At 74.8% G+C, this 25,912-nt stretch carries 19 protein-coding genes; 14 read left to right on the top strand and 5 right to left on the bottom strand.

Annotated elements, in window-relative coordinates; all coding sequences use genetic code 11:
- The first annotated feature begins 30 nt into the window (after positions 1–30).
- Positions 31–2,103: a fructose-specific PTS transporter subunit EIIC gene (locus JOE43_RS06410; RefSeq protein WP_209515988.1), complete on the top strand. Its 2,073-nt coding sequence runs from the start codon at positions 31–33 to the stop codon at positions 2,101–2,103.
- A gap of 86 nt (positions 2,104–2,189) precedes the next feature.
- Here the strand turns inward: JOE43_RS06410 and JOE43_RS06405 are convergent, their stop codons facing one another.
- Both JOE43_RS06405 and JOE43_RS06400 read right to left on the bottom strand, forming a co-directional pair.
- Complete coding sequence (locus JOE43_RS06405; protein ID WP_209515985.1) at positions 2,190–7,301, bottom strand: glycoside hydrolase family 3 N-terminal domain-containing protein; 5,112 nt, start codon at positions 7,299–7,301, stop codon at positions 2,190–2,192.
- Between the two features lie 171 nt (positions 7,302–7,472).
- Positions 7,473–8,225 carry an alpha/beta fold hydrolase gene (locus tag JOE43_RS06400; protein ID WP_209515981.1) on the bottom strand — a complete coding sequence of 251 codons (753 nt, stop codon included), beginning with the start codon at positions 8,223–8,225 and terminating at the stop codon, positions 7,473–7,475.
- A 140-nt stretch (positions 8,226–8,365) separates the two neighbouring features.
- On the opposite strand from JOE43_RS06400, the gene JOE43_RS06395 reads away from it, so the two are divergent.
- Positions 8,366–9,355 carry a diacylglycerol kinase family protein gene (locus JOE43_RS06395; RefSeq protein WP_307803265.1) on the top strand — a complete coding sequence of 330 codons (990 nt, stop codon included), beginning with the start codon at positions 8,366–8,368 and terminating at the stop codon, positions 9,353–9,355.
- 103 nt (positions 9,356–9,458) lie between these two features.
- Here JOE43_RS06395 and pgi read toward each other — a convergent pair whose 3' ends face one another.
- The gene (pgi, locus tag JOE43_RS06390) at positions 9,459–11,186 is read right to left on the bottom strand and encodes a glucose-6-phosphate isomerase (RefSeq protein ID WP_209515978.1); all 1,728 of its coding nucleotides are present in this window, start codon (positions 11,184–11,186) and stop codon (positions 9,459–9,461) included.
- A 237-nt stretch (positions 11,187–11,423) separates the two neighbouring features.
- Between pgi and JOE43_RS06385 the strand changes: the two genes are divergently transcribed.
- A complete protein-coding gene (locus JOE43_RS06385; RefSeq protein WP_209515975.1) occupies positions 11,424–12,386 on the top strand; it encodes a LysM peptidoglycan-binding domain-containing protein in 963 nt (320 codons plus the stop codon).
- A gap of 21 nt (positions 12,387–12,407) precedes the next feature.
- Here JOE43_RS06385 and JOE43_RS06380 read toward each other — a convergent pair whose 3' ends face one another.
- Positions 12,408–12,848: a hypothetical protein gene (locus JOE43_RS06380; RefSeq protein ID WP_209515972.1), complete on the bottom strand. Its 441-nt coding sequence runs from the start codon at positions 12,846–12,848 to the stop codon at positions 12,408–12,410.
- Between the two features lie 211 nt (positions 12,849–13,059).
- On the opposite strand from JOE43_RS06380, the gene JOE43_RS06375 reads away from it, so the two are divergent.
- The 6 genes from JOE43_RS06375 (at position 13,060) to JOE43_RS06350 (ending at position 20,784) form a co-directional block, all read left to right on the top strand.
- Positions 13,060–13,812: a cohesin domain-containing protein gene (locus JOE43_RS06375; RefSeq protein ID WP_209515968.1), complete on the top strand. Its 753-nt coding sequence runs from the start codon at positions 13,060–13,062 to the stop codon at positions 13,810–13,812.
- A gap of 95 nt (positions 13,813–13,907) precedes the next feature.
- Complete coding sequence (locus tag JOE43_RS06370; protein ID WP_209515965.1) at positions 13,908–15,737, top strand: amidase family protein; 1,830 nt, start codon at positions 13,908–13,910, stop codon at positions 15,735–15,737.
- Positions 15,738–15,850: 113 nt separating this feature from the next.
- Positions 15,851–16,498, top strand: a complete 648-nt coding sequence (locus JOE43_RS06365) for a MerR family transcriptional regulator (protein ID WP_209515962.1) — start codon at positions 15,851–15,853, stop codon at positions 16,496–16,498.
- On the top strand, positions 16,495–17,421 hold the full coding sequence (locus JOE43_RS06360) for an NAD-dependent epimerase/dehydratase family protein (RefSeq protein ID WP_209515958.1): 927 nt from the start codon (positions 16,495–16,497) through the stop codon (positions 17,419–17,421). The genes JOE43_RS06365 and JOE43_RS06360 overlap by 4 nt, the downstream gene beginning before the upstream one ends.
- A 41-nt stretch (positions 17,422–17,462) precedes the next feature.
- Positions 17,463–18,404: a hypothetical protein gene (locus tag JOE43_RS06355; protein ID WP_245187123.1), complete on the top strand. Its 942-nt coding sequence runs from the start codon at positions 17,463–17,465 to the stop codon at positions 18,402–18,404.
- Between the two features lie 22 nt (positions 18,405–18,426).
- The gene (locus tag JOE43_RS06350) at positions 18,427–20,784 is read left to right on the top strand and encodes an ATP-binding protein (protein ID WP_209515955.1); all 2,358 of its coding nucleotides are present in this window, start codon (positions 18,427–18,429) and stop codon (positions 20,782–20,784) included.
- On the opposite strand, the gene JOE43_RS06345 is transcribed toward JOE43_RS06350, so the two are convergent.
- Positions 20,756–21,487 carry a transcriptional regulator gene (locus JOE43_RS06345; RefSeq protein ID WP_209515952.1) on the bottom strand — a complete coding sequence of 244 codons (732 nt, stop codon included), beginning with the start codon at positions 21,485–21,487 and terminating at the stop codon, positions 20,756–20,758. The genes JOE43_RS06350 and JOE43_RS06345 overlap by 29 nt on opposite strands.
- Positions 21,488–21,600: 113 nt before the next feature.
- Between JOE43_RS06345 and JOE43_RS06340 the strand changes: the two genes are divergently transcribed.
- The 5 genes from JOE43_RS06340 to JOE43_RS06320 are packed head-to-tail and all read left to right on the top strand — an operon-like array spanning position 21,601 to position 25,912.
- On the top strand, positions 21,601–22,572 hold the full coding sequence (locus tag JOE43_RS06340) for an ABC transporter substrate-binding protein (RefSeq protein ID WP_209515950.1): 972 nt from the start codon (positions 21,601–21,603) through the stop codon (positions 22,570–22,572).
- 1 nt (position 22,573) lies between these two features.
- The gene (locus tag JOE43_RS06335; RefSeq protein WP_209515947.1) at positions 22,574–23,551 is read left to right on the top strand and encodes an amino acid ABC transporter permease; all 978 of its coding nucleotides are present in this window, start codon (positions 22,574–22,576) and stop codon (positions 23,549–23,551) included.
- Positions 23,548–24,363, top strand: a complete 816-nt coding sequence (locus tag JOE43_RS06330; protein WP_307803264.1) for an amino acid ABC transporter ATP-binding protein — start codon at positions 23,548–23,550, stop codon at positions 24,361–24,363. The genes JOE43_RS06335 and JOE43_RS06330 overlap by 4 nt, the downstream gene beginning before the upstream one ends.
- The gene (locus tag JOE43_RS06325; protein WP_209515943.1) at positions 24,360–25,511 is read left to right on the top strand and encodes an aminotransferase class V-fold PLP-dependent enzyme; all 1,152 of its coding nucleotides are present in this window, start codon (positions 24,360–24,362) and stop codon (positions 25,509–25,511) included. The genes JOE43_RS06330 and JOE43_RS06325 overlap by 4 nt, the downstream gene beginning before the upstream one ends.
- Positions 25,508–25,912 (top strand): Rid family detoxifying hydrolase, encoded by a 405-nt coding sequence (locus JOE43_RS06320; RefSeq protein WP_209515929.1) that lies wholly within the window; start codon positions 25,508–25,510, stop codon positions 25,910–25,912. Before JOE43_RS06325 ends, JOE43_RS06320 begins: the two co-directional genes overlap by 4 nt.

Here is a 25,912-nt window from a genome sequence, read left to right as displayed (position 1 = left end):
ACGACGCCCGACCCCAAGGAGCACCCCACCATGTCCGCACTCATCAGCACCGACCTCGTCGGCCTCGACGAAGACCTGGGAGCCACGTCGTCCGACGTGATCCGGGTGCTCGCCGGCCGCGTGGCCGCCGCCGGCCGCGCCGGCTCCGCCGACTCGCTCGCCGACGACGCGATCGCCCGCGAGGCCTCGATCGGCACCGGCGTGCCCGGCGGCATCGCCATCCCCCACGCCCGGTCGACCTCCGTCACCGAGCCGACGCTCGCCTTCTCGCGCCTCGCGCGCACGGTGCCCTTCGGCGCCCCCGACGGCGACGCCGACATCGTCTTCATGATCGCGGTGCCCGAGGGCGCCGACAGCGACCACATGACGGTCCTCTCCACCCTCGCCCGCGCGCTGATCCGCGAGGACTTCACCGCGGCGCTCCGGGCCGCGCGCACCCCCGCCGACGTGGTCGCCCTCGTCGACCAGGAGGTCAGCGGCGACGTCGCGGAGGCGCGGGGCACCACCGGCACCGCTCCCGCGGGCGCGACCAGCGCCTCCGGCACCTCCCCGGCCGACGGCGCCCGTCGCCCCCAGCTGGTCGGCGTCACCGCGTGCCCCACCGGCATCGCCCACACCTACATGGCCGCGGACGCGCTGGTCGCGGCCGCCGCCCGCCTCGGCGCCGACCTGCAGATCGAGACGCAGGGCTCGTCGAAGGTGACCCCGCTCGACCCCGCCGTGATCGCCGCGGCCGACGCCGTCATCTTCGCCGTCGACGTCGACGTGCGCGACCAGTCGCGCTTCGCCGGCAAGCCCGTCGTGCGCGGCCCGGTCAAGCGCGGCGTCGACGCCCCCGACGCGATGGTGAAGGAGGCGATGGCCGCGGCCACCGACCCCGCGGCTCCCCGCGTCGCCGGCTCGGCCGACGACGCGTCGGCGCAGGAGACCCGCGCGAAGGAGGGCTTCGGCTCGTCGCTGAAGCGCTGGCTGCTGACCGGCGTCTCGTACATGATCCCGTTCGTCGCCGGCGGCGGCCTGCTGCTCGCCCTGGGCTTCCTGCTCTCGGGCTACGAGATCGCGGGCAACGCCGCGACCGTGCTGACGGACTACTCGCTGACGAACCTGCCGCCCGAGGGCCTGGTGTACTTCCTCGGCGCCGCCGCCTTCCAGATCGGCAACCTGTCGATGGGCTTCCTGGTCGCGGCCCTCGCCGGCTACATCGCCTACGCCATCGCCGACCGCCCGGGCATCGCGCCCGGCTTCGTCGCGGGCGCCGTCGCCGTCTTCATGGGCGCCGGCTTCATCGGCGGCCTCGTCGGCGGCCTGCTCGCCGGCTTCGCCGCGTACTGGATCGGCCGGCCCACCGTGCCGCGCTGGCTGCGCGGCCTGATGCCCGTCGTGATCATCCCGCTCTTCGCGTCGATCTTCGCGAGCGGCCTGCTCGTGCTCGTGCTCGGCGGCCCGATCGCCGCGCTGACCGTCGCGCTCACCGACTTCCTCAACGGCCTCAACGGCACGGGCGCGGTCGTGCTCGGCGTCGTGCTCGGCCTCATGATGTGCATCGACCTCGGCGGCCCCGTCAACAAGGTGGCCTACTCGTTCGCCGTCGCCGGCCTCTCGGCGGGCTCGCTCACCGACAACCCCGCACCGCTGATGATCATGGCCGCCGTCATGGGCGCGGGCATGGTGCCGCCGCTCGCGATGGCCCTCGCCTCGACCGTGCTGTACCGCAAGGGCTTCTCGCAGGTCGAGCGCTCGAACGGCACGGCCGCGTGGCTGCTGGGCGCCTCCTTCATCTCCGAGGGGGCCATCCCGTTCGCCGCGGCCGACCCGCTGCGCGTCATCCCGGCCTCGATGGTCGGAGGCGCGGTGACCGGAGCCATCTCGATGGCCGCGGGCGTGACGTCGCAGGCCCCGCACGGCGGCCTCTTCGTGTTCTTCGCGATCGGGAACCTCGGCATGTGGGTCGTCGCGATCCTCGCGGGCACCGTGGTGTCGGCCGTGGTGCTCGTCGGACTCAAGCGCTTCGTCCGCCGCTCGGGCGAGAGCGTCACCGTCGAGGCCGCCCAGGCCGCCGACGCCGGCGCCGTGGTCGGCCAGCGCAAGCCGGTCGCCGCCTAGCGACCGCCGCCTGCACCGCACGACAGAGGCCCCCGCCCCGGGAAGGGACGGGGGCCTCCGTCGTCAGTGCGACGTGGCGCGACCGCTCAGTCGTTGCCCTGTCGACGACGGTGACGGAGCGTCAGCCAGGCGCCCATCACGATCATCATCAGGGCCGCCGCGCCGATGCCGACCCAGGCGTCCGAGCCGGTGAAGGCGAGCGGACCGCGGGCGGCGGAGACGCGGCCGGGGCCGTCGGAGCCGCCGGCTCCGGCACCGGGCGCCCCGGCGCCGGGCGTGCCGGCTCCCGGCGTGCCGGGCGTGCCCGCACCGGGCGTGCCCGGCGTGCCCGGCGTGCCCGGGTCGCCGGGGTCGCCGGGGCCGTCGGCCGCCAGCACCGTCAGCGTCGCGCGGGCGATCTGCCCCGCGCCCTCGAGCTCGACGACGTGCGCCCCCGGCTCGAGGTCGGCCGGCACGGTGAAGCGCAGCACGCCGACGCCCGAGACCGTCGCGGTCGCGGTGCCGATCGACTGCGGCTCCGAGAACACCGTGCCGGCGAGGGCCTCGCCGGCGACGAAGCCGGTGGCCGTGATCGACACCGAGTCGCCCGGGCGGGCGGTCGCGGGGTCGAGCGTGGCCGGCACGACCGCCTTCGCGGGCTCGTCGACGTCGAGGTCGATGCCGAGCACCGCCGCGAAGCCCCGGAGGGCCACGTCGGGCAGTCCGCGCTGCAGCGCGGCCTCGGCGTCGGCCGTGAGGGCGTCCGAGCCCGCCACGGCCGTGCCGTCGACCATCGCCGCCTGGGCGAGGTCGCGGGCGAGCGACACGAGCACGTCGGCCGTGGTCATAGCCCCGAGGTCGGTGCCGCTGAACGGACCCACCGCGGCCAGGAGGAGGCGCAGGGCCGCGGCCGGGTCGGTCACGCTCCCGTCGTCGCCCCAGACGTCGGCGTCGAGGAGGGCCTCGACCGCCTCGCGGGCCGCGCCCTCGGGCAGGCCGGCGACCAGCGCCTCCACCCGGTCACGCGCGCCGTCGGTGCGGAGGCCCCAGCCGTAGGGGAACAGCGGCTCGTAGTCGGCGTCGCCGACGTTGATCGGCACCTGGTCGGCGCTGGCCGCCCAGGTCACGGGCAGGCGGCCGGCGAAGGGCCGGTCGCCGAACAGCACGTCGGCGACGCCGGCGCCCTCGGAGCCGGGCAGCGACGAGGCGACCACGGCGTCGGCCTGGCCGACGACGTCGCCGAGCAGCTGCGGCCGGCCCGACACGACGAGCACCACGCAGGTGGCCGTCGCGGCGCAGACCTTCGCCACCGTCGCCTGGTCGGCGGCCGTCAGCGACAGGCTCGAGCCGTTGTTGGGCACGTCGCCCTGGCCCTCCGCGTACGGGCGCTCGCCCACCACGACCACGCCGGTCTGGTCGGCGCCGATCGGGGCGGAGGCGTCGGGGCTGACGGTCACCGCGGCGTCGGGGGCGACCTCGCGGATGCCCTCGGCGATGCTCGTGCCGGTCGTCGTGTCGCCCGACCCGCCCTGCCAGCTGATCGTCCAGCCGCCCATCTGGCGGCCGAGGTCGTCGGCGCTGGAGCCGGCCACGTAGAGCGAGCCCGTCTTCGAGAGCGGCAGCGCGCCTCCCTCGTTCGTCAGCAGCACCTGCGACTCGCCCGCGGCCTGGCGGGCCACGGCGCGGTTCGCCGCGGAGCCGACCCCGTCGACGTTCGTGCGGTCCGCGAAGGGCTGCTCGAACAGGTTGAGGTCGAACTTCTGCGTGAGGACGCGACGGACGGCGTCGTCGACCCGCGACTGCGAGACGTCGCCGGAGCCGACGGCCGCCACGATGCTGTCGATGAAGGCCCCGTAGTTGTAGGGCGCCATCGCCATGTCGAGGCCCGAGTTCACCGACCGCACCGCCTTCTCGGCGTACGTGCCGCCGGGCAGCTTGTCGATGCCCTCCCAGTCGCTGATGAGGAAGCCCCGGAACCCCAGGTCGCCCTTCAGCAGGTCGGTGTTCAGGGCGGTGTTCTCGTGCATGCGCACGGGCCCGTCGCCGAGGTCGACCGCCGAGTACGACGGCATGATCGTGCCGACGCCGGCCTGGAGCGCCGGGAGGTACGGGTCGACGTGCAGGCGGGTGAACTCCTCGAGCGACCCCGCCTCGGTGACGCCCTGGTCGATCGGGTAGGCGCCCGTGCCCGCCACGGACTCGTCGTACGTGGTGCCGCCGTCGCCGGCCCAGTGCTTGGCCGTGGCCAGCACCTCGTCGGCGCCGCCGATGTCGGTCGGGTCGTCGCCCTGCAGGCCGAGCACCGACGGGGCCGCGAAGGTACGGACCAGCGCGGGGTCCTCGCCGAACGACTCGTAGCTGCGGCCCCAGCGCTCGTCGCGCGAGACGCAGAGGCAGGGGGCGAAGGTCCACGGCACTCCCGTGGCGCGCACCTCCTGCGCGGTGACCCGGGCGATCTCCTCCACGAGGGCCGGGTCGCGGGTGGCGCCGAGGCCGGTGTTGTGCGGGAAGATCGTCGCGCCGACCACGTTGCTGTGGCCGTGCACGGCGTCGACGCCGTAGATCATCGGGATCTGCAGGCGGGTCGACAGGGCCTCGCGCTGGTAGGCGTCGACCATGTCGGCCCAGGCGACGGCGGTGTTGCCCTCGGGCACCGACCCGCCGCCGCTGAGCAGCGAGCCGAGGGCCCGGTCGCTGATGTCGCTCGTCGACGTGAGGCCGAGGCGCTCGGCCTGGGCCATCTGCCCGACCTTCTCCTCGAGCGTCATCCGGCCCAGCAGGTCGGCGACGCGGTCGGCGGTGGGCAGCGAGGCGTCGAGGTACGGCAGGTCGTGCGCGGCGAGCACGACGCGCGGGCCGTCGCCGACCTTCGCCGTGGTCGACGCGAGCGTCACCTGGAGCTCCTTGGCCTCGGCGGCCCCCGTGGAGGCGCGGGTCGCCACGGTGACCGTCTGCTGAGCACCCGAGGCGCTCCCGGCCGGGAAGGTCACGGTGCCCGACGCGGCGTCGTAGTCCGTGCCCGCCACGGCGGTGCCGTCGGCGGTGGCCCAGTCGACGGACACGTCGGAGGCGAGGGGCTCGTCACCGGCGGTCGTCACGGTCAGCGCGACCTCGGCCGGCTGGCCGGCGTCGACGAGCCAGACGTCCTGCGTGGAGTCGACGGTCACCGACGCCGCGGAGGCGGGCGTGCCGTAGAGCTGCGTGTCGTCGATCGCCCAGCCGACGGGCGCCGGGGTGCCCGGCGTGAAGGTGAACGAGTAGCCGAACGAGGCCGTGAGGTCGAGGGTGCCGTTCGTCGTCGCGGCGTCGCCCGGCTGGTAGCCCGACGGCGTGAACGACGAGAAGGGCAGCTCGACGAGCTTCCAGCGCGAGGTGCTGCTGCCCCAGTTGTCCTTGAAGGTCGTGGCCCACAGCTCGCTGGTCTCGGCGGTGTCGCCGCCGGCCGGGTCGCCGTCCTTGATCTCGAGCTTGATGTCGGCGCCCGCCGTGGGCGAGGCCGGGTTGTTCGACTGCGACGCGTACCACCAGAAGCGGATGCCCTGGTAGCTCGACCAGTCCTGGCTGTCGGCCAAGTTGTGGCTCAGCCCGCCGTAGCCCCCGGAGGGGATCGAGAACTGCCCCGAGAGCACGTGGTTCTCGGCGTCGCCGCCGCGCTCCTGCACGGTGACCTCGCGGCTGATGGTCGGCTCGGTCGGTGCCGGCGAGCCCCAGGTGAAGAAGCCGACGGGGTCGGCGGTCGTGCTGAGCGGCACGTCGCCCTCGAAGTCCTCGATCATCGTGGCGCGGTCGAAGACGGCCACGTCGTCGACCAGGTACGTGCCGGCGCCGAGCTGCGTCAGCGTCACCGCGAAGCCGGTCGAGGCGGACGGGTCGAAGCGGGTGTCGCTGGTCGGCTGGCCCTTGACGCGCAGGTCGGCGAAGAGCACGCTGACGCGCTTCCAGTCGGTGCTGTCGTCGGTGACGCTCGTCTCGAAGAGCACGCCGCCGTTCTTCAGCTCGTACCGCAGCTGCTGGCCGCTGGCCGCGCCCCTGAACCAGAACGAGAAGCCGTCGGCGTCGCTCCAGTCGGCGGCGGGCTGGTCGTGCGAGAAGCCGTACCAGCTGTCGGGGGCGGTGGGCCCGGCGACGACCGCGCTGAGCGCCTGGGTGCCGGCGGCCCCCTCGCGCTCGGCGGCGACGGTCGAGAGCGCCGGCGTCACCGCGGCGCTGGCGCCCCAGCCGAAGTAGCCCGAGGGCACCCCGGCCTCGAAGTCGTCGAGCACCCGGGTCTCGCCGACGTTGGGCAGCTCGCCCGTCGGGGTGAGCGTGACGGCCAGCGACCCGCGCGACCCGACGACGGTCGGCTCGCTGGCGTCGGAGGCGGTCAGCTCGACCGTGCGGCGGGGGCTGAGCGCGCCGGTCGAGATCGTCTCGAGCGCGACGGAGGCGGTGGTCTCGCCGGGCGCGAAGGTCACGGTCTCGTCGACGGCCCGGTAATCGGTGCCGGCGACGGCGGTGCCGCCGGTGGAGCGGACCCGCACGCTGACGGGCTCGTCGCTCGTGCCGGTCAGGCTGAGACCGGCGGTGAGGGTCTGCCCGGCGGCGACCGTCGCGGTCGCGCGGTCGAAGCTGACGGAACGGGTCTGCGCCTCGCCGTACACCTGGAGGCCGTAGGCGGAGTAGCCGTACCAGTGCGGCCGCGAGGCGTCCCAGGTCGCCGCCGAGCGCTGCAGCATGCTGACGCGCACGTAGCGGGCGTCCGTGGGCGCCGACAGGGCGACCTCGTCGCGCTGCCCGTCGCCGGCGTCGACCGTCTGCGCGGTGGTCCAGCTCTCGGCCAGCGCGGGGTCGCCGGTGGTCACGTCGACCGTGTAGCGCGTCGCGTACGAGGCCTCCCAGTCGAGGCCGATCGAGTCGACGCGGGCCACGCCGCCGAGGTCGACGATCACCGACGCGGTGAACGGGACGTCCTCGTCGGGGCCGTTGCCGCTGGCCCACCGGGTCGCGGCGTCGCCGTCGTTGAGGGCCTCGGCGGGGAAGGTGCCGTCCGCGTCGGACTGCGAGGCCGACGCGGTGACGGTGCCGAAGCGGGCGAGGTCGACCGGGGCGGCCACGGCGGCGAGGGCCGGGAGGCCCGACAGCAGCAGGGCCGAGACGGCGGTGAGGGCCGTGCCGACGGCGACGCGGCGCGTCGCCCTGCCGGCTCGGCCTCGAGGTGGGCGGGTGGGGACGACGGTCACGACTACTCCCTTGTAATCACGAGCAGGCGGGCCGGTGCGCACGACATCGTGCGCGGTGGCTCACCAGGGGGACGTCGGCCCTCACCGACCCCGTGATCGGGGGCCAGGGGCTCGACCGGCTGATCGTATCCACACAGCTCATTCCGAGGCAAGGGGTGGACGACATCGATGTCAGACCTGCGACCCTGCCCCCGGGCAGCACCGTCGGGCGAAGTCGACGACCTCTCGGCCCACCTCCGCGGCCCGCGAGTGCACGACGTTGTGGACGGCGGCGGGCACGTCGCGCGCCTCGCCGTCGGCGACGAGAGCGACGAGCTCGTCGGCCCAGCGGGCGGGCGCCACGGGGTCGTGGCGGCCCCGCAGCACGAGCAGCGGCGCCGCCAGCCCGGGGAGGCGCTCGTGGATCCGGTACCGGAGCATCGAGCGGGTGCCCGCCGCGTACGACAGCAGGCCGCCGCGCAGGTAGTCACGCGTCACCATGGCGCTCGTGAGCGGCGGCTCGCCGAGCATGTCGAGGGCGAGCCGGCGGCCCTGGCCGACGACGCTCGGCGCGACGCGGTCGACGACGGGGCCCACCAGCACGACGCCCGCGACGACGTCGGGGCGACGCAGAGCCATCTCGACGACCACCTGCGCGCCGAGCGAGTGCCCGACGAGCACGACCGGGCCGGCGAGCGGAGCCGAGGCGAGCGCGTCGAGCCTCGGCAGCAGGGCCTCGGCGAGCTGCGGGATCGTCAGGCGCCGCCCCGGGCCGGGCGAGCGCCCGAAGCCGGGCAGGTCGGGGGCCAGCACGGGCCCGTGGGCGACGAGCGCGGCCGCGAGCCGGCTGAACGAACGGTGCGACAGGCCCAGCCCGTGCACGAGCACGAAGACCGGCGCTCCGGCCGGGTGCCGCTCCGGGCCGCGGGCGGACCACCAGTGCACGGACGGCCGGTCGGCCGGCGGGCCGCCGCGGCGGGGGGACGACTCGGCGATGGCGTCCTCCACGGGCGGGCGAGGCAGGGGATCTGCCGTCTGGGAGTGTACCGGCGGGCGGACCGGCGCCCTGCACTAGGGTCTCGTCCGTGGAACCACCCCGGCACGACGCTCCGACACCCGCCAGGGCCGCCGTGGTGGTCAACCCGGTGAAGGTCGACGTCGCCGCGCTCCGGCAGCTCGTGGCCGAGCAGGAGGAGCGGCTCGGCTGGGTCCCCGCGACGTGGTTCGAGACGAGCGCGGGCGACGACGGGCGCTCGGCGGCCGAGGCGGCGCTGGGGGCCGACCCGCGACTCCTCGTGGTGGCCGGGGGCGACGGCACCCTGCGCGCCGTGGCCGAGGTCGCGGCCGGGCGGGGCACCCCGCTCGGGCTCGTGCCCGCGGGCACCGGCAACCTGTTCGCCCGGGAGCTGGGCCTGCCCCTCAACGCGCTGCGCTCGGCGGTCGAGACCGCGTTCGGCGGCCGCGACCGCCCGGTCGACGTCGGCACCGTCGAGCTCGGGCGCCCCGACGGGACGAGCACGAGCCACGCCTTCCTCGTCATGACCGGCATCGGCGTCGACGCCCACATGGCCGGGCACACCGACCCCCGGCTCAAGGCCCGGATCGGCTGGCTCGCGTACTCCGACCCGATCGCGCGGAGCGTCTTCGGCAACCGCCAGTTCGACATGACGTACGCGCTCGACGACGAGCCCCCGGTGTCGACCCGCGTGCACACGGTGATCGTCGGCAACTCGGGGACGCTGACCGCGGGCATCCTGATGATCCCGGACGCCGTCGTCGACGACGGGCTGCTCGACGCGGTCGTGCTCCGCCCCGGGCGCGGCCAGGGGTGGACGTACATCGGCTACCGGCTCGCCTTCAACCGCCTGCTGCACCGCACCGGCGTCGGCCGTGTCGTCACCCGGTGGAGCCCCCGGCCCCGCTCGATGCGCTTCGCCCAGGCGCGGGCGATGCGCGTGCAGCTCGCCGCCCCGCAGGAGATCCAGATCGACGGCGACCCCCGCGGCCTCGTCAGCGAGGTCGCCATCACGGTCGCGCACCACGCGCTGACCGTGCGCGTGCCGCCCGCGGGCTGAGCCCGGCGGGGGCCGACGACACGGCCCGGACGCAGGAGGCGCGGTGCAGGTCGAGCCTGCACCGCGCCTCCCCCGGGCCCTCGCCCGGTGACCTCGTCGCTCGCTAGTCGCGCAGCTCCAGGTACTTCGCGATGAGCGCGCCGGTCGAGCTGTCCTGCGCCTCGAGCGCGGCGACGTCGCCGTCGACCGCCGGGGCGATCTGCAGCGCGAGCTGCTTGCCGAGCTCGACGCCCCACTGGTCGAACGAGTCGATGCCCCAGATGGTGCCCTCGACGAAGACGATGTGCTCGTAGAGCGCGATCAGCTGGCCGAGCACGCTCGGGGTCAGCGCCGGGGCGAGGATCGACGTCGTGGGGCGGTTGCCGCTGAAGACGCGGGCGGGGACGACCGCCTCGGCGGTGCCCTCGTCGCGGACCTCGTCGGCCGTCTTGCCGAAGGCCAGGGCCTTCGACTGCGCGAAGAAGTTCGCCATGAAGAGCGCGTGCACGTCCTGGCCGGGCTCGACCGTGCTGCCGTCGCCCGACTCGTCCTTCAGGGGGTGCGCCGGGTTGGCGACCGCGATGAAGTCGGCGGGCACGATGCGGGTGCCCTGGTGGATGAGCTGGTAGAACGCGTGCTGGCCGTTCGTGCCGGGCTCGCCCCAGAAGACCTCGCCGGTGTCGGTGGTGACGGGCGAGCCGTCCCAGCGGACGCTCTTGCCGTTCGACTCCATCGTGAGCTGCTGGAGGTAGGCGGGGAAGCGGTGCAGGTACTGCGAGTAGGGCAGCACGGCGTGGCTCTGCGCGCCGAGGAAGTTCGAGTACCAGACGTTGAGCAGGCCCATCAGCACGGGCACGTTCTGCTCGAGCGGAGCGGTGCGCATGTGCTCGTCGAGGGCGTGGAAGCCGGCGAGGAACTCGCGCCAGGCGTCGGGGCCGATCGCGATGACGACCGAGGTGCCGATGGCGGAGTCGACGGAGTAGCGGCCGCCGACCCAGTCCCAGAAGCCGAACGCGTTCTCGGGGTCGATGCCGAACGCGGCGACCTTCTCGAGGGCGGTCGAGACCGCGACGAAGTGCTTCGCCACGGCGCCCTTCCGAGCCTCGTCGGTGTCGTCGAGGGCGCCGGCGGCGGCGAGGCCGCGCCAGAGCCAGTCGCGGGCGAGACGCGCGTTGGTGAGGGTCTCGAGCGTGCCGAAGGTCTTCGACGCGACGATGAAGAGGGTGGTCTCGGGGTCGAGGCCGACGGTCTTCTCGGAGACGTCGGTGGGGTCGATGTTGGAGACGAAGCGGACCTCGAGGCCCTGCTGTACGTAGGGCTTGAGCGCCTCGTAGACCATGACGGGGCCGAGGTCGGAGCCGCCGATGCCGATGTTGACGACGGTCTCGATGCGCTTGCCGGTGACGCCGACCCACTCGCCGGAGCGGACCTTCTCGGCGAAGGCGTAGACCTTGTCGAGCGTGGCGTGGACGTCGGCGTCGACGTCCTGGCCGTCGACGACGAAGCCGGCCGCGGGGACGAGCTCGGCGCCGTCCTTCGGGCGGCGCAGGGCGGTGTGCAGCACGGCGCGGTCCTCGGTGACGTTGATGTGCTCACCCGAGATCATGGCCTGGTAGCGCTCCGCGACGCCGGTGTCGGTGGCGACCTGGAGGAGGTGCTGGAGGACCTCGTCGGTGACGAGGCCCTTGGAGAGGTCGACGGTGAGGTCGGCGGCCTGGAAGGTGAGGCGCTCGGCACGGTCGGCCTCGGCGTCGAACCAGGCGCGGAGGTCGGGCGAGAAGCCGTCGGCGATGCGGGCGAGCTGCTGCCACGCCTCGGTCGAGGTGGGGTCGACGGGAACGGATTCGGTCACGGGTGGTCCTCCTGGAGCGGATGAGCGGTACGGCCCGCGGGAGACGCGCCGTCGCGTGACGGACCGGGCCCAACTCTATTGCTCCGCTCCGCCGTGCGCCCCGCCTCGTCCGATGTGCGACGGGGGCTTGCGCCGGGCGGGCTCAGGCGCGAGCGCCCGCGCTGCTGCGGTGCGGGGGCGGCGCTGCTCGCGCCCGGCCCGCGGACCCCCCTAGGCTGGCCCGAGGGGGAACGACAGATGGACGACAGCACCACCACGGGCAGCACCACCACGAGCACCGAGGCGCCGCGGCGCGGCCGTGGCCGGGTGATCGCGATCGTCGGCGGCGTCGTCGCCGTGGCGACGATCGCCATCGGCGCGGTCGGCTGGGCCCTCTGGCCCGGTGAGGCCGAGCCGACGCCGACCACCACCGCCACGCGCACCGCCCAGGCCGCCGCGCCGAGCACGCCCTCGTCGACGCCGACCGTCGCGACCGCCACCGGCTCGCCGACCCCGCGCCCCGCGACGGCACCGCCGGCCGACCCCGCCGTCCCGGCCCCGTTCGTCACGCCGGTCGCCGCCGGCACGGTCGTCTCCGAGGGCGACGTCCGCTCGCCGAAGGGCAGCGTCGCCTACCACTGGCGGGCGACCGCGAACGGCGACGACACCTTCTCGATGGAGTACTCCGGCTTCACCTCGACGCTGCCGGTGCCGGTCGGCGCGACCCTGATCGAGATCGCGCCGAGCGTCGGCGACGGGCTCACGGCGCACGGCCCGGGCGACCTCCAGCTCGGCGGCCCCACGACGGAGCCCGCCCTCGCCACCTCGACCCTCCTCGGGACGAGCACCCCCGGCTACCTCGGCACCCTGGTCACCTACTCCGCCGCCACCGACGGAGCCGACCTGCCCGTCGAGATCGGCCCCGAGAAGGTGCTCGCGGTGACGCCGGTCACGTGGTCGGTGCCCGGCCGCCAGACGAACATCGTCGTCGCCGACTCGGGCTCCGCCGACCTCGCGACCGGCACCGTCGTGTCGTCGACGGCCGCGGGCGGCCCGCGCGGCTACCTCGTCGCGGCCGGCGACACCATCGACGCCGTCGCCGCGCGCTTCGGCATCACGCCCGCGGCCCTCATCTACCTCAACGCCGGCCTGCTCGTCACCGGCGACCAGCAGTACCTCATCTACGGCAACACGATCAACCTCGACCCCGACAGCGTCTGACCCGCCGCGGGCGACCGCCCGTCAGTCGCCGGCGGCGCGCCGGACCAGGGCCCCGAGGGAGGCGCGGGTCGCGTCGTCGACGCCCGTGACGGCGTACGCCGTGGGCCACATCACCCCGTCGTCGAGCTGCGCGCCGTCCTGGAACCCGAGGGTCGAGTACCGCGTGCCGAACTTCGCGCCCGGCTGGAAGAACACGACGGCCTTGCCGTCCTCCCGCGCGTAGGCGGGGAACCCGTACCAGGTCTTGGGCCGGAGGCTCGGGGCGTGCTCGGCCACGATCTCGTGCACCATCTGCGCGATCGGCCGCTCGACCTCGGTCATGGCGGCGATGGCGGCGAGCGCGTCGGCCTCCTCCGCCGCGGCCTTGTCCGCGAGCTTCTGGCGCTTCGCCTCGACCCGCAGCTCGGCGGCGCGCTGCTTCATCGCGGCGCGCTCCTCCTTCGTGAAGCCGTCCTCGGCCATGTCGTCTCCTGTCTGTGGGGGGCGAGCCGCCCGCGCTCATGGTGACAGGCCGGGTGGAGGCGCACAACGCCGACCAGCAGACCGGGCCGCGGGCAGACGTAACGAACCCGAAACCGACCTGAGCGTGAGCCGGAAACACGCCCTGGATACCGTTCGAGCCTCCTGCACACCACCCTCCGCCGCTCCTCCCCATGAGAAGGACTCCCTCCCGATGAAGCCCCTCCGTCGGCGCCCCCCGCGCGCCCGCAGCTCCGCGACGGCCGTCGCCCTGGCCCTCGCCGCGGTCGCGCTCGGCGCCACCCCCGCCTCCGCCGCCCCCGTCCTCGCCTCGGCGACCGTCACGGCCCCCGCGACCGCCACGGTGGGCGACGTCGTCGACGTCTCGGTCGTGCTCACCGGCACCGGGGACGTCTACGCGTACGACCTCGAGGTCGGCTTCGACGACGTCGCCCTCGACTACGTCGCCGACAGCGCCACGTCGCCGAGCGGCGGCTTCGACGACGTCCAGGTGGCCGACGGGTCGCTCTCGATCCTGCACACGCGGCTCGGCAGCTCCCCGGCCCTGACCGGCGACCTCACCGTCGACCTGCAGTTCACCGCGGTCGCCGCGGGCGGCGCCGCCGTGACGCTCGACTCGGTCGAGCTGATCGGCGCCGACGGCAGCAGCCTCGTGGTCACGCCGACGGCCTCCGCCGTCGTCGCGGTGGCCGCCGCACCGGTGGCCCCGCAGCCCTCCGCCAGCCCGACGGCCGGCGCCCCCGCGCCCTCGGCGAGCCCCACCGCCGCGACGCCCGTCACGGGCGCGGCCGCCGGCCGCCCGACCGCCACCGGCTCCCGCGACGACCTCGCGTTCACCGGCTCCGACAGCTGGCCGTTCGTGGCCGGCGGTGCCGGGCTGCTCGTGCTGGGCCTGCTCGTCGTGGCCGCCGTGGCCCTCCGTCGCCGTGCGGCGGCGACCCGATGAGCGCCCGCGACCGGGCCGGGCTGCCGGCCCGCGACTCCCACGCTCCCCTCGCCCCCGCGACGCCCTCGTCGCCGTCACCCCGGAGACTGCCCGCCATGACCCCTCGCCGACGCACCGCCACGGTCGCCGCGACCTCGATCATCTCGGCCCTCGCCGTCGGCGGGCTGGTCGTCGCGCCCGGCGCCGCCGCCGACGACGCGCCCGTCGCGGCGTTCCTCGCGCCGTACTACACGGAGCTCGACCTGACGGGCGACGACCAGGTCACCGCGGCCGACCTCGAGCTGGTCTCCGCCGCCCTCGGGGCCACGTCGCCCTCCGCCGAGTTCGACGCGGTCGCCACGGCCGACGTCGACGCCGACGGCGTGATCACCGTGGCCGACGTCGCCGCGGTGTCGCAGCGCGCGATCTACGACGACGGCGAGTTCCAGCTCGTCGAGGCCAGCGCCGTCGACATGCAGGCCGCGATGAACGCCGGGGTCGTCAGCTCGGTCGACCTCACCACCGACTACCTGGCCCGCATCGCCGCGTACGACACCGCGAAGGTCGACCCGGCCGCTGACGGGCGCCCGCTGCACTCGATCATCACGACGAACGACGAGGCCCTCGCCGCGGCCGCCGCGGCGGACGCCACCCGTGCCTCGCAGGGCATGACGAGCATGCTGCTCGGCGTGCCGATCGCCGTGAAGGACAACTACGACACCCTCGACATGCCGACCACGGCCGGCTGCGGCTGCTGGGACGCGAACCAGACCGACGACGACGCGACCATGGTCGCGGGACTCCGCGACGCCGGCGCCGTGGTCCTCGCCAAGGCCAGCCTCGACGAGTTCGCCTACGGCTTCGCCTCGGAGTACACCGCGGGCCAGCCCGCCGGGCAGACGACCCTCGTCGCCAGCCCGTACGTGACGAGCCGCACCGCCGGCGGCTCGAGCGGCGGCACGGGCGCGGCGATCGCCGCGAACCTCGCGGGCATCGGCTTCGGCACCGACACGGGCGGCTCGATCCGCATCCCGTCGTCGTACAACCAGCTCGTCGGCGTCCGGCCCACGGTGGGGCTGACCAGCCGCACCGGCATCGTGCCGCTGGCCCTCAGCCAGGACACCGGCGGCCCCCTCGCCCGCAGCGTCACCGACGCCGCGATCGCGCTCGACGCCGTCACGGGCGTCGACGCGAGCGACCCCGTCACCGCCGAGCAGCAGGGCCGCGTGCCGACCTCGTACACGGCCGCGCTCGACCCGACGGCGCTCGAGGGCACCCGGATCGGCTACGTCGCCTCGATGGTCAGCACCGACGTGACGACGCAGCGGCTCTTCGCCGCGTCGCTGGCGACCCTCCGGGCCCAGGGCGCGACCGTCGTCGCGGTCACCCCGCCCGCCGGGTTCGCGCGCGTGCTCTCCGAGTCGAGCGGCAGCACGAACGAGTTCGCCCACGACCTCGCCGCCTACACCCGTGACCACCTCGCCCCCGAGGTGACGGCGCGGACGATCCCCGAGATCCAGGCGTCGGGTCGGTACGTCCAGTCGCGGGCCAGCATCTACACGGCGCGCGCCGCGGTGACCGAGGCGCAGTACCAGGCCTGGGCCGGCCCGACCGGGTCGCACACGACGCAGATCGCCGCGGGCCAGCAGCTCGTCACGGGCATGCTCGACGGGGGCGACCTCGACGCCCTGATCTACCCCTCGGCGGTCGCGTACAACTCGTTCAGCACCAACATGCGCCTCAGCCCCAACACGGGCATGCCGGCCGTGACGGTGCCGATGGGCCAGGCGATCGCGGCCGACGCGACCGTCACGGGCGCGGGCGTCAACCTCGAGTTCCTCGGCCGCGACTACGACGAGTCGACGCTCATCGGCCTCAGCTACGCGTTCGAGCAGGCGACCCACGCCCGCACGTCGCCGGCGCTCTACGGTCCGCTGACGAAGTAGGCGCGGGCGGCCTGCGGGAGGCGCGGTGCGGGGAGACCTGCACCGCGCCTCCTCGTCGTCGACGGGGGCAATTCCTCTTGTGCTGCACGAATGGATAGCGCTACTCTCCGATAGTGCGCATATCCGAACTCGCCCAGGAGGCGACCACACCGCTCACGGCGGTCAAGTACTACCAACGTGAAGGGCTGCTGCCTCCGGGCGAGAAGACCTCCCCGAACCAGACCTCGTACGACGACCGGCACGTGCGGCGGGTGCGCCTCGTCCGGGCGCTGCTCGAGGTCGGGGGCCTCTCGGTCGCGGCCGCGAAGGACGTCCTCGCCGCCCTCGACGCCGACGACGCCCCGCTCGCCGAGGCGTTCGCCGCGGCCCAGCACGCGATGAGCTCGCCCCGGGCGCAGGACGCCGCGCCGAGCCCCGCGGCCCGCGAGCGCGTGGCCGCGCTGACGAGCGCCGCCGGCTGGGCGACGACCGACGAGAACCCCGGCCTCGACGCCGCCGCCCGCGCTCTCGACGGTCTGGGCACGATCGACTTCGAGCCCACCGACGACTACCTGCAGGCGTACCTGACCGCGGCGGCGACGGCCGCCCGGGCGGACGTGGCGGCGCTGGGCGGCCGTCACGACCGCGACGGCGTCGCGGAGCTGATGGTCGTGGGCACCGTGCTCGGCGACCCGCTCTTCGCCGGCCTCCGCCGCCTCGCGCACGAGGACGTCACGCACGACCTCTTCCCGGTCGCCGACGAGGACGGCCGACGCTCGTGAGCGCGTCGCGGCACGTGCTGCTCGGCGGCCACGGCGTCGTCGGGCGGGAGACCGCCCGCGCGCTCCGCGCCCTCGGCCACGACCCGGTCGCCGTGGGCCGACGCCCCGTGACGGACGGGGACGGCACGTCGGTGGTCGCCGACCTCCTCGACGGCGACGACGTGCGCCGCGCGCTGCGCGGCGCGGACGTCGCCTACCTCGTCGCGGGCCTGCCGTACTCGACCCGCACCTGGCGCGAGCAGTGGCCGATCGTCGTCCGCAACGCCGCCCGGGCCGCCCTCGACGAGGGCGTCCACCTCGTCCACCTCGACAACGTCTACGCGTACGGTCCGGTCGAGGGCCCGATGACGGAGGAGACGCCCCTCCGCCCGACCAGCCGCAAGGGGGCGGTGCGGGCGGAGGCGCTCGGGCAGCTCGACGCCCTCCGCGGCCGCGGGCTGACCGTGACGACCGCCCGCAGCGCGGACTTCTACGGGCCCGGCGCCGCCACCAGCGCGTTCCAGGGCTTCGTGGTCGACCGCGTGGTGGCGGGCAAGCGACCCACCTGGCTGCTCGACGCCGACCAGCCGCACTCGCTGACCTACACGCCCGACGTCGGCGACGCGCTGGCCGTGCTCGGCACCGACGAGCGCGCCCGGGGCCGGACCTGGCACGTGCCGACGGCACCGCCCCTGACCGGGCGGGAGTGGGGCGTGCTCGCGGGCGTCGCCCGCGACCGCATGTCGGTGATGAGCCCGGCGACGCTCCGCCTCGGCGCGCTCTTCGCGTCGGCCGCACGCGAGACGCTCGAGCTCTCGTACCAGAGCACGGCCCCGTACGTCTTCGACTCGACCCGCGCCTCCCGCGAGCTCGGCCTCACCGCGACCCCGGCGGCGGTCGGCGTCGCCGCCACGCTGGAGCACGCCCGGGCGGTGGCCCGGTGACCGCCGGGCTGCGCCGGGCCGTCGCCTGGCACCCTCCGCTCATGGGGCTGGCCGCCGTGATGGCCGTGTGCGCCGTGGCCTGCGTCGTCGGGCTCGTGGCCGACCCGCGGACGATCCTCGGCGCGCCCGCCTGGGCCAAGCCCCTCAAGTTCTCGCTCTCGATCGGCCTCTACGCGGTGACCTGGGCGTGGCTGATCGCTCACCTGCCGCGCCGCCGGGTGCTCGCCGCGCGCCTCGGCACCGTGATCGCCGCGACGCTGCTCGTCGAGCAGGTGCTCATCGTCTGGGCGGTCGCCACCGGCACGACGAGCCACTTCAACGTCTCGGACGGCCTGCACGTCGTCGTCTGGGGCGCGATGGCCGCCGCCATCACGGTCATGTACCTCTGCACCTTCGTGACCTCGCTGATGCTCGTCGGCCTGCGCCTCCCCACGCCGGCCCTCACCGTCGCCGTCCGGGCAGGTGCGCTGATCGCCCTCGGCGGGATCGGCGTGGCCTTCCTGATGACCGGGCCCACGGGGGCGCAGATCGCGAGCCCCACCGGCATCGTCGGGGCCCACGCCGTGGGCGTCGTGGACGGCGGGCCGGGGCTCGCCCTGCTCGGGTGGAGCACGGTCGGCGGCGACTACCGCGTGGCCCACTTCGTCGGCATGCACGCCCTCCAGGCGCTGCCGCTCGCGGCGCTGCTGCTCGGCGCGCTGGGGCGGCGGGTGCCGATGCTCGCGTCGGCCGTCGTCCAGCTCCGGCTGGTGCTGGTGGCGGCGGTCGCGTACGGCGCGGCGACCGTCCTGCTCGCGCTGCAGGCGTCGCTCGGGCAGTCGGTGGCCCACCCCGCGGGAGCGGTCGCCGCCGCGGCGTGGGCCGTCGCGGGGGCCGCCGCCGCCGGCGCCCTCATCGTCGTCGCCCGGGGCGGCGGCCGCGCCCTCGGCACCCCGTCATCCAGGATGCGCACTGGCCCGTTCGGGGGTGTCGACCACACCTGACGCGCAGAAATACCGTGACGACATGACCACGAGCTCCGTCGACCTGGCGGGCGAGCTGGCCAGGGGCACGGAGTCGGCGCCGCCGGGGCCTCCCACCCCGGTCGGACCCGACCGCCGGGGCGGCGGCCCGCTCCGTCGGGGCGTGGAGCGCGGCATGGCCGCGACCCTCGCGGTCGCGGCGCTGCTGTTCGTGCTCCTGGCCCTGCCGACCTGGGCGGCGGACCACCACGCCGTCGGGCCCGCGCTGGTCGTCCTGTCGCTGGCCCTGGCCGGCTCGATGGTCGCGGCCCTGCCGCTCGCGCTCCTGCGGCACCCCGGCCCGGTGAACACCGGCCTGTGGCTGCCCGTGGTCGCCTACGTCGGCCTGCTCGTCGTCGAGCCCTTCACCCTCCGCGACGCCCTCCCCGCCGGGTCGACGCCGTGGCTCCTGGGGCTGTCGCTGATCGCCTTCAGCTGCACCGCGGTCGCGGAGCCGAGCCCGGCGCGGGCCGCCGCGATCTGCGCGGGCCTCGACCTCGCCCTGGCCTGCGTCTACGCCGGTCGGTCCACGGCGACCCACACCCTGGTCGACCTGATCGGGCTCGGCCTCCTGGCCGCCGCCCTCGTCCTCGGCGTCCGGGCGCTGCGGGCGAGCGCGGACCGGGCCGACGACGTCGAGCGCCGGGCCCGCCTCCTCGTCGAGGCCCACGAGCGGCGCGTCGCGACGGACGCCGAGAGAGCGCACACCGACGCGCTGCTGCACGACACCGTGCTGGCCGCCCTCCTCGCCGCCGCCGCGGGCGGCGCCTCCGGCCGTGCCTCGGCGATGGCCCGGTCCTCCCTCGACGTCCTCACCGTGCCCGACGGCCGCCCCACGGCAGCCCGCCCGTCGCTCACCCTCGGGGAGGCGGTGTCGGCCGCGGAGGGCGAGCTGTCGCCGTTCCGGGGGCACGCCCGTCTCGACCTGGCCCCGGCGCGCGACGTCCGCCTCCCCCACGACGTCGCGGACGCCCTGGTCGGGGCCACCGTGCAGGCGCTCACGAACAGCGTGCGGCACGCTGGCGGGGCGGCGGCCCGTGCGGCGGTGGCGCGGGCGGCCGTCGCCGTGCCCCTGCCGGGCGGGGGCGTGCGCGTGACGGTGTCGGACGACGGCGTCGGGTTCGACACGGCCGGCGTCCCGGCGGAGCGGCTCGGCGTCCGCGTCTCCGTCCTCGAGCGCGTGGCCTCCGTCGGCGGCGTCGCCGACGTGGTCTCCGCGCCGGGCGAGGGGACGGTCGTCACGCTCGAGTGGCGCCCGGGCACGGGGGGCACCTCCGGGCCCGTCCGTCGGCCGGGCCGCGACCTGCTCGAGCTCGTCCCCCGCCGTCGGCTGTACCACGCCCTCGGCGCGCTCATCCTGGTCGCGGTGCTCGCCGCCTCGCTCGACGCCCTGATCGTCACGCGGGCCTACGGCTCCGTGGTCGCCTCGCTCCTCGGGCTGCTGATCCTGCCCACCCTCCTCCGCGGAGCCCGGGCCGGCACGATGTCCGACCTCGCGGCCTGGGGCACCACCGCGGTCAGCTGCCTGCTCTGCGCCGTGGCGACCATCGGGCTCGACCCGGCGACCTTCGACTGCGTGTCGATCGCCCGGTACACCTGCGGGGTCCTGGCCGGCGCGGTGATGGGGTGGATGGCGGGCCGCCGCGGTCCGCCCCTCGTCGCGGTGGGGGTGCTCGTCGTCCAGATCGCCGTGTGGGCCGGGCCGTACGGGGTGCTCCGGCTCGGCCTGGCGGCGGAGATCGTCATCGTCGTCGCCGGCCTGCTGATGCACCGCGCCGTCCGCCGCGTCGGCGCCGCGGCGGACGTGGCCGCGCACACGCACCGCGCGCTGACGACGAAGCACGCCGAGCTCGACGCCTTCCACGCCGAGGGACGCCGCCGGCTGCGGCACGCCCGGCGGACCGCCGCCCCGATGCTCCAGCGCATCGTCGACGCCGGAGGCGAGCTCGACGAGGCCGCGCGGGCCGAGTGCCGCGTGCTCGAGCAGGCGCTGCGCGACGAGATCCGCGGCCGCGGGCTCCTCAACGACGCGGTGCGGGCGACCGTCTCGGCGCACCGTCGACGCGGCGCACTGGTGCAGGTGCTCGACGACGGCGGCCTCGACGACATCGCGCCCGCCGACCTCGACGACCTCCTCGACGAGGTCGCCCGGCACCTGGAGCCAGTGCGGTCGAGCCGCATCGTCGTGCGCAGCGGAGGCCCCGACTCCGACACGGCCGTCACCGTGGTCGCCCTGACGACCGACGAGACGGCCGCCGCCCTCGGGCTCGACGTCGACGACGAGGTCGACCTGTGGGTCGCGATCCCGCGCCCGGGCACGGCCGGCGGAGAGCCTACGAGGAGGCGCGGCGGACCTGCTTGAGGTACCGGTAGACGGTGGGCTCCGACACGTGCAGGGCCTCGGCGACCTGGGCGACGCCTCCCTTGAGCAGGAAGACGCCGGCTCGCTCCACGTCGCGGACGGCCGAGACCTTCTCCTCCGGCGTCATCCGCTGCGGGTCGACGCCACGGGCCGCGACGATCCGGGCGACGCCGTCGAGCGCGAGCTCGTCGACGGTCGTGCTCAGCCGCTCGGCCACCGCCGCGGGCCTCTCCGGCGCACCGGGCGTGCCTCCCTCGGAGGCGCCCTTCACGAGGCCCGTCGTGGCCGTGATGGCGGCGAGCAGGTCGCGAGCCCGGGTGAGCGGCTCGTCGTCGATGTTGAGGCAGAGCATGCCGACGACGTCGCCCGCCTCGTCGCGGATGAAGAAGGTCGACGACCGGAAGGTCCCGCCCGTGCGCGACTCAGCGAGGTAGTTCGCGAGGTAGTCACGGTCGTCGTGCTCGTGGTTCTGCAGCACCTTGAGCACGAGGTCGGTCGCGGGGCCGCCGACGGTGCGTCCGCTGACGTGGCCGTTCGTGAGGGCGACGATCGACCGGCCGAGGTCGCTCGTGTCGTGGAGCACCACCTCGGTGCGTGGGCCGAGCAGCTCGGCGAGGAAGTCCATCAGCGGGAGGTAGGGCGCGAACTCCGCCCGGAGCACCCGGCTGCGGTCGACCACGGTAGGGCTCGAGGAAGACGTCATGCCCCGAGGTTACCGGTATGTAACAAAACGTTCGCAGTGTGATAATTTTCTCTCATCGTGCCGAGAGATCGGCTAGCTTCCGATGACCGACGACGCTCACGAAAGGCTCGACCATGACCCGACCCCGCACCCGCACCGCCCTCTGGGGCACCGTCGCCACCGGCGCCGCCCTGGCGCTCGCCCTCACCGGGTGCGGCGGGCCGAGCGCACCGCAGCCCGGTGACGCGAGCGACGACGCCTCGTCGGCCGCGACGTCGAGCATCCCCGACACGAGCGCTCTGCTCGACGGCGTCGAGGTCGACGACTCGCTCGCCGCGCAGCTGCCCGCCGACATCGCCGACGCCGGCACGCTCACCGTCGGCTCGAACGTGCAGTCGGCGCCCAACAACTTCTTCGCGGCCGACGGCTCGACCGTCATCGGCTCCGACCACGACCTGATCACCGCCGTCGGCAAGAAGCTCGGCCTCGACGTGGAGTACCAGAACCAGGACTTCGGCTCGCTCATCACGAGCCTGCAGTCGGGCCGCGTCGACGTCACCATCGCCGCGATGAACGACACCGCCGAGCGCCAGCAGGCCATCGACTTCGTCGACTACCTCACCTCGGGCATCACCCTGATGGTCCAGAAGGGCAACCCGGCCGACATCACCGGGCCCGACAGCCTCTGCGGCAAGACCATCGCGGTCGTGACCGGCACGAGCCAGCAGGAGTTCGCCGAGTCGACGAGCACGCAGTGCGAGTCCGACGGCGACGAGCCGCTCGAGATCACCGTCACCGACAGCGACAGCCAGAACCAGACGCAGCTCCGCACCGGCCGCATCGACGCCATCGTCAACGACCTGCCGAGCGCGGTCTACATCTCGAAGACCGCCCAGGACGGCGAGGCGTTCGAGGTCGTGCCCGGCGACGTCATCGACGGCGCCCCGTACGGCATCGGCGTGAACAAGGACGACCCCGAGCTGCGCGACGCCATCGCCGCCGCCCTCGACTCGCTGATCGACGACGGCACCTACGGCGAGGTCCTCGACGCCTGGGGCATCACCTCGGGCAGCGTCACCGAGGCGACCGTCAACGGGGGCAAGTAGCGTGACGACGCCCGCACCGCGGGACGGGGCCGACACGGTCGACCCGGCCCGCGCCTCCTCGGCAGGGCGTGAGCTGCTGCCCCAGGTGCGCCTGAAGCACTGGGGGCGGTGGGTGAGCGCCGCGGTCATCGTCGTGGTGCTCGTCGCGCTCGCCTACGGGGCGTCGCAGGGCGACATCGCCTACGGCGACATCCCCTACTACCTCGTGTCGCCCATCATCCTGCAGGGCCTCGTCGGCACCATCGTGCTCGCGGTGGTCGCCCAGGTCAGCGCCGTCGTCATCGGCGTCGTCATCGCCCTGATGCGCATCTCGGCGAACCCCGTCGCGCAGGCGTTCGCCGCGGGCTACACCTGGCTGTTCCGCGGCCTGCCCGTCCTGCTGCAGATCCTGCTCTGGTACAACCTCGCCCTGATCTTCCCGCGGCTGACCGTCGGCGTGCCGTTCACCGACGTGGTGTTCCTCGACGTCAGCACGAACGACGTGATGACGACCTTCGTCGCCGCCTTCCTCGGCCTCGCCCTCAACGAGAGCGCCTACATGGCCGAGATCGTCAGAGCAGGGCTCAAGAGCGTCGACCGGGGCCAGATCGAGGCCGCGCAGTCGATCGGGCAGACGCCGATGCAGCGCATGGCGCGCATCGTGCTGCCCCAGGCCATGCGCATCATCATCCCGCCGACCGGCAACGACTTCATCAACATGCTCAAGGGCACGGCGATGGCCTCGGTCATCGGCTACCTCGAGCTGATCAAGGCCGCGAACAACATCTCGTCGTTCAACCTCCAGGTGATGGAGACGCTGATCGCTGCGGCCGTCTGGTACATGGTCGTCGTCAGCGTCGCGAGCGTCGGCCAGTACTACCTCGAGCGCAGCTTCGACCGGCAGGACCGCCGTCCGGGCGGGCCGCCGAACGCGCGAGCCCTGCGCCGCAAGATCGCTGCCGACCTCGGCCGCGCACCCCTCGTGAGGAGCACCCCGTGACCGCGACGCCCACCCCGACCGCAGGAGGCGCGGCGAGCGCCGCCGAGGGAGCACCCGTCCTCGAGGCGATCAGCATCGGCAAGTCCTACGGCAGCCACGAGGTGCTGCGCGACGTCTCGATGACGGTCCGCAGCGGCGAGGTGGTGTGCATCATCGGCCCCTCCGGCGCGGGCAAGTCGACGTTCCTGCGCACGCTCAACCGCCTCGAGGAGCCCGACGCCGGCGAGGTGTGGGTGGGCGGCGAGCCCATGGGCTTCGAGCTGCGCGACGGCGTGCTGCACCAGCTGAGCGAGCGACGGCTGTCGGCGCAGCGGGCGCGCACGGCCATGGTGTTCCAGCACTTCAACCTCTTCCCGCACCTCACCGTGCTCGGCAACGTCGTCGAGGGACCGGTGCGCGTCCAACGCCGGTCGTCGGCGGAGGCACGGGCGGAGGCCGTCGCCATCCTGGAGCGCGTGGGCCTCGGCGACAAGGTCGACGCCTACCCCGGGCAGCTCTCCGGCGGGCAGCGGCAGCGGGTGGCCATCGCTCGTGCCGTCGCCATGAAGCCCCTCTTCCTGCTCTTCGACGAGCCGACGTCGGCCCTCGACCCGGAGCTCGTGGGCGAGGTGCTGAAGGTCATGGGCGACCTGGCCCGGGACGGCATGACGATGCTGGTCGTGACGCACGAGATCCAGTTCGCGCGCGAGGTCGCCGACCGCGTCGTGTTCATGGCCGACGGCGGCATCGTCGAGCAGGGGCCGGTCGAGCAGGTGCTCGGCGCCCCGCGTGAGGCCCGCACGAAGCAGTTCCTGCAGCGGGTGCTGTCGTGACGTCGAGTCCTGGCCGCGCGGCGACGCCCGGCTCGGCGCTCGACTCCTACCTCGGGTCGTTCGCCGAGCCGGTCGGCTACCTCAACTTCGGCAGCTACGGCCCCCCGTCCCGCGACGTCGTCGCGACGCTGGGGCGACTCGCGGCCGCCGCGAGCGCGGGGGCCCCGTCGGCGGGGCTGCACGCCGAGGACGACCGTGCCCTCGCCGCGGTCTCGCGCCTCACGGGCCTCGACCGGGGAGGCATCGCCCTCACCAGCAGCACGTCGCTCGGCCTGATGCAGGTCGCGTTCGGCCTGCCCCGCGGCGAGGTCGTGGTCAGCAGCGCGGAGTTCCCCTCGAACCTCTACGCGTGGTGGCGCTCGGAGCAGGCCGGGCTCACGACCGTGCGCCCGTTGCCCCCCGTGACGGGTGAGCCGCTCGCGCCGGTCACGCCGGAGCGCGTGGCCGCCGCCGTCGGGCCTGACACCGTGGCCGTCGCCGTGAGCGCCGTCGACTTCCGCACGGGCACCGTCGCCGACCTCGCCGGCCTCCGGGAGGCGGTCGGCGACCGGCTCCTCGTGGTCGACGGCATCCAGGGCTTCGGGGTCGTCGACGCCGACTGGTCGCTGGCCGACGCTCTCGTCGTCGGCGGCCAGAAGTGGCTGCGGGCGGGCTGGGGCACGGGATTCGTCGGGCTCTCGCCCCGGGCCCTCGACCGGCTGCGCCCGCTGCTCGGCGGCTGGACGGGCGTCGAGGGGGCGTCGCGCTACGACGGCGTGCCCCACGCCCCGCTGCCGGGAGCCCAGCGCCTCTCGGTCACGAACGGCTCGCCCTTCGCGTCGGGGGCCCTGGCCACGGCGCTGGAGCAGCTCGAGTCCGTCGGGGTCGGGACGGTCGCGTCGCTCGTGGCCGACACGGCCGGCGACCTGATCGACCGGCTGACGGCCGCCAGGGTGACCGTCCTGTCGCCCACGGACCGCGAGCGGCGAGCCGGTCTCGTCGTCGCGGGCGTCGCCCCCGGCGAGGCACCGGCGATCGGAGCGATGCTCGACGCCGCCGGCGTCACCGCCACCGTCCACGGTCCTGACCGCGTGCGCCTCAGCGTCCACGCCACCACCACCCCCGCCGCCCTCGACGCGGCCCTGAGCGTCCTGGGAGGACGACGATGACCCTCAGCCCCGACCCCCTCCGCGTCGTGCACACCGACGCCGCCCCGGCCGCGATCGGTCCGTACTCGCAGGCGGTCCGCGTCGGCGATCTCGTCTTCGTCTCCGGCCAGCTGCCGATCGACCCGTCGACCGGCGACTTCGCCGGGCCCGGGGTCCGTGAGGAGGCGGCGCAGGCGCTCCGCAACGGGGCCGCGGTGCTCGAGGCCGCCGGGTCGAGCGTGCAGCTCGTCGTCAAGACGACGGTGCTGCTGGCCGACATCGCCGACTTCGCCGTCGTGAACGAGGCGTACGCCGAGGTCTTCTCCGGGGGCGTCCTGCCGGCCCGCGCCGCCTACCAGGTGGCAGCCCTGCCCCGCGGAGCACGGGTCGAGATCGAGTTCGTCGCCGCCGTCGGAGCGTGA

The organism is Frigoribacterium sp. PvP121 (genome assembly GCF_017833115.1).
Lineage (GTDB): Bacteria > Actinomycetota > Actinomycetes > Actinomycetales > Microbacteriaceae > Frigoribacterium > Frigoribacterium endophyticum.
This window is presented reverse-complemented; position numbering and strand designations above follow the sequence as displayed.